This is a genomic window from Kitasatospora sp. NPDC057500, assembly GCF_042802195.1.
GTDB lineage: Bacteria > Actinomycetota > Actinomycetes > Streptomycetales > Streptomycetaceae > Kitasatospora.
Map to the genome: position 1 here is coordinate 1 of NZ_JBHVER010000379.1, position 3,428 is coordinate 3,428.

Below are 3,428 nucleotides of genomic sequence, written 5' to 3' on the forward strand. Positions count from 1 at the left end.
CCCCTGGAGGGGCCGGGCGGCCTCCGCGCGTGCGTTCAGCCGGCCGAGGGGACCGGGAAGGGGCCGAGCAGCAGGCCGGTGAAGCGCCGGGTCCACTCGGAGGTGATCGGCTCGCCGCTGACCAGCACCCGGTGCTCGACCGTCCCGGCGATGGTGTCGAAGATGATGTCGACCTCCTCCCGGGCGGTCGCCTCGTCGGCGTCCGGCGCCAGCTCGCCGCGCGCCTGGGCGGCCGCGCGGCCCTGCCGGACCAGCCGCTTCTGCGGGTCGACGATCGCCTCCCGGATCCGCCGGCGCAGCTGCCGGTCGCGGGTGCCCTCGGCGAACAGGGCGAGCAGCGCCGCCTGGCTCTCCGGGCGGGCCAGCAGCTCGGCGAGCTGGGCCACCACCGCCTCGATGTCGGCCTGCAGACTGCCCAGGTCGGGCATCACCAGCTCGTCGAAGAGGCTGGCGACGGCGTCCACCACCAGCTCGTTCTTGGACGGCCAGCGGCGGTACAGGGTGGTCTTGGCGACGCCGGCGCGGGTCGCGACGTGGCCCATGGTGAGTCCGCCCCAGCCGAGTTCGGCGAGGGCCTCGCGGGTGGCGTCCAGGATGGCGCGGTCGGCGGCGGCGCTGCGCGGGCGGCCCTTGGCCCGGGCGGCGGCGGTCTCCGGGCTCTCCGGGAGGGGTGGCTGGGGGGCCGGCACCGGGCCTCCTTGCGATTTACCGGTAAGTAACTTGGGTGGGGCTGGTAACGGTAGCGACTCTTGCGTGTCCAGGTCAGCCGGGCCGCCGGGGAAAGTGGCCCACCTCACGTCCGGCGGGGGCGGACAGGGGTTGCGGCGGGTGCCGGGGGGCCAGTTACGCTACGACTCGTAGCGAAAGCGACGACCAGGCGCCGTGTCCCCGTGGGACGGGAGCGGCGCGGGCGCGGGTGGGGATCCGCGCCGAACGGTTCAGGCTATCGGGGAGTGGCTCCGCCACCCCGGGAATCGGGACCGCGCAGCCCGCGCGGGGCGTTTTCCGGGAGGTTGGTGTCCACCAGCGGCGCGGGCGGGGGAGGATGGTGCCATGCAGCCACGGAATTCTCGTCTCAACAGTGCCGCCCTGCGTGGTGCGGTCGACCTCGCCGCGGTGAAGGCAGCCGGCGAGGCTGCCCAGAAGGCCGAGCAGGCCAGGGCCGAGCGGGCCCGCCAGGCGGCCGCCGGCGAAGCGGCCGGGGAGGCCCCGGCCGGGACCGGCTACCCGCTCGTCGTCGACGTCACCGAGGACACCTTCGAGGCCGAGGTCGTCCAGCGGTCCACCGAGGTGCCGGTGGTCGTCGACTTCTGGGCCGAGTGGTGCGGGCCCTGCAAGCAGCTCAGCCCCGTCCTGGAGCGCTTGGCCGAGGAGTACGCCGGCCGGATCGTGCTCGCCAAGATCGACGTCGACGCCAACCAGCTGATCGCCCAGCAGTTCGGCATCCAGGGCATCCCGGCCGTGATGGCCGTGGTGGCCGGACAGCTGGTCCCGCTGTTCCAGGGCGCCGAGAACGAGGCCAACGTCCGCAAGGTGCTGGACCAGCTGATCCTGGTCGCCGAGCAGCGCTTCGGCATCGTCGGCACCGGTGGCACCGGCGGCGCGCCCGCCGAGGAGGGCGCACCGGATGCCGCCCCGCGCCGGCCGGAGGACCCGGCGCTGGCCGCCGCCCATGACGCGCTCGACCAGGGGGACCTGGGCGGGGCGATCCAGGCCTACCGGAACGTGCTGGCCGAGCAGCCGGGCAACACCGAGGCCAAGGTCGGCCTCGCCCAGGCGCAGCTGCTCCAGCGGGTCGAGGGGCTGGACCTCCAGACCGTCCGGGCCGCCGCGGCGGCGGACCCGAAGGACATCGAGGCCCAGCTGCGGGCGGCCGACCTGGACCTGGTCGGCGGGCACGTCGAGGACGCCTTCGGGCGGCTGGTGTCGACGGTCGGCAAGACCTTCGGCGAGGACCGGGACGCCGTCCGGCTGCGGCTGCTGGAGCTGTTCGAGGTGATCGGCCCGGACGACCCGCGGGTCACCGCGGCGCGCCAGGCGCTGGCCCGGGTGCTGTTCTGAACTCCGGTCGGCGACAAGGTCGGTGACACGACTGATGACCTGCGGTGCCGCCAGGTGATTTGGCGACAATCCGGTCATCCTCTCTGAGGTTTACCAAATCTTGACAACACCGGTGGACGGTCACGACATGTGACCGTCCACCGGTGTTTCACTGACGTTTCCGAGGGATTTCGCCCTCACCAATCCTTCATTTCGTAACGCTGCGTGTCCATAGCGCCGATTTCATGATCATCTGCGTCCGTGTGGGATTACCCGTCAGTAATGCGACCTCTTGTGCTTCGTCCGGGATTCGAGCAGCATCGGCACGCCCGGTCCCCACACTTCGACCCCCGCCGGCAGCCGGTCGGCGGACCCGGAGGAGGGGATCCCCACCGGGCGGCCGGCGGCCCTGCCGCCGGCGAGAGGGCAGGGGGGTATCCGCACGTCCCACGGCGGTTCCTGTCCTTCGTACGACCGCGCTCCCCGCGCGGTCGCTGGTTGTCGCTCGGGGGGACCGCCGGTGTTGCCACGGCGCTCTCCGCTACCGAGGACGTAGCTCTCTCCCATCCCAGGCCCCCATCGGTGCGGGACTCGCCACCGGGGGAGCCGGAGATGTACGTCCAGAAGGAGGACACGCATGTCCAAGACCTACGGCAAGACCCGCTGGAAGCGCTTCGCCCTGGTGATGGTGCCGAGCCTCGCGGCCACCGCCGCGGTCGGCGTCGGCCTGGCGAACAGCGCGCTCGCCGCCTCGTTCAGCATCTCGGGCCAGCAGTTCAAGGTCTCCGCGAAGGAACTGCACGGTACGAAGTTCGCGCAGTTCGGCTCGATCGACGTCGAGAAGGACAAGACGACCCACCCGGTCGCCGTCTCGGCCTTCGACACCGCCCGGATCAAGGGCCTGTGCCAGTCGCTGGTCACCGACCCGAACGTGATCCCGCTGCCGTTCAAGCTCCCGAAGGTCACCCTCCGCCTGGAGGCCGGTGACAGCGAGCAGCAGGAGCGCCAGGTCGAGGCCGCCAACCTGCTGATCGACCTCGACTCGCTGGAGGCCGACGCCGAGTTCGGCAACATCAACATCGGCCAGGACGCCTCCACCCTCAACGGCACGGCGACCAAGAGCTGGACGTCCGCGCTCGGTTCCGGCCTGCCCAGCGGCAAGACCGGCTTCGCGCAGGCCGCCGACACCGCCGACCTGTACGGCGCGAAGCAGACGGCGTGGGCGACCTCGGCGGGCACCTTCAAGCTCAAGGGCCTGAAGCTCAACCTCTTCACCGACGAGGGCCACGAGTGCTTCTGAGCCGGTTCCCCGGCTGACCGGCTGACCGCCCGACGGCGGGTCGGGGGCCGGGGGGGGGGGGCGCCCCGGGCCCCCCGCCCCGCCCCCC

3 protein-coding genes are annotated in these 3,428 nt (G+C 72.3%); 2 read left to right on the forward strand and 1 reads right to left on the reverse strand.

What is annotated here, in order from left to right; all coding sequences use genetic code 11:
• Positions 1–35: 35 nt before the first annotated feature.
• Positions 36–689: a TetR/AcrR family transcriptional regulator gene (locus ACFU74_RS36580; protein ID WP_380764451.1), complete on the reverse strand. Its 654-nt coding sequence runs from the start codon at positions 687–689 to the stop codon at positions 36–38.
• Positions 690–1,053: 364 nt separating this feature from the next.
• On the opposite strand from ACFU74_RS36580, the gene ACFU74_RS36585 reads away from it, so the two are divergent.
• Both ACFU74_RS36585 and ACFU74_RS36590 read left to right on the forward strand, forming a co-directional pair.
• Positions 1,054–2,061 (forward strand): tetratricopeptide repeat protein, encoded by a 1,008-nt coding sequence (locus ACFU74_RS36585; protein WP_380764452.1) that lies wholly within the window; start codon positions 1,054–1,056, stop codon positions 2,059–2,061.
• 616 nt (positions 2,062–2,677) lie between these two features.
• Positions 2,678–3,340, forward strand: coding sequence for a DUF6230 family protein (locus ACFU74_RS36590; RefSeq protein WP_380764453.1), 663 nt, complete (start codon positions 2,678–2,680; stop codon positions 3,338–3,340).
• Positions 3,341–3,428: the final 88 nt, after the last annotated feature.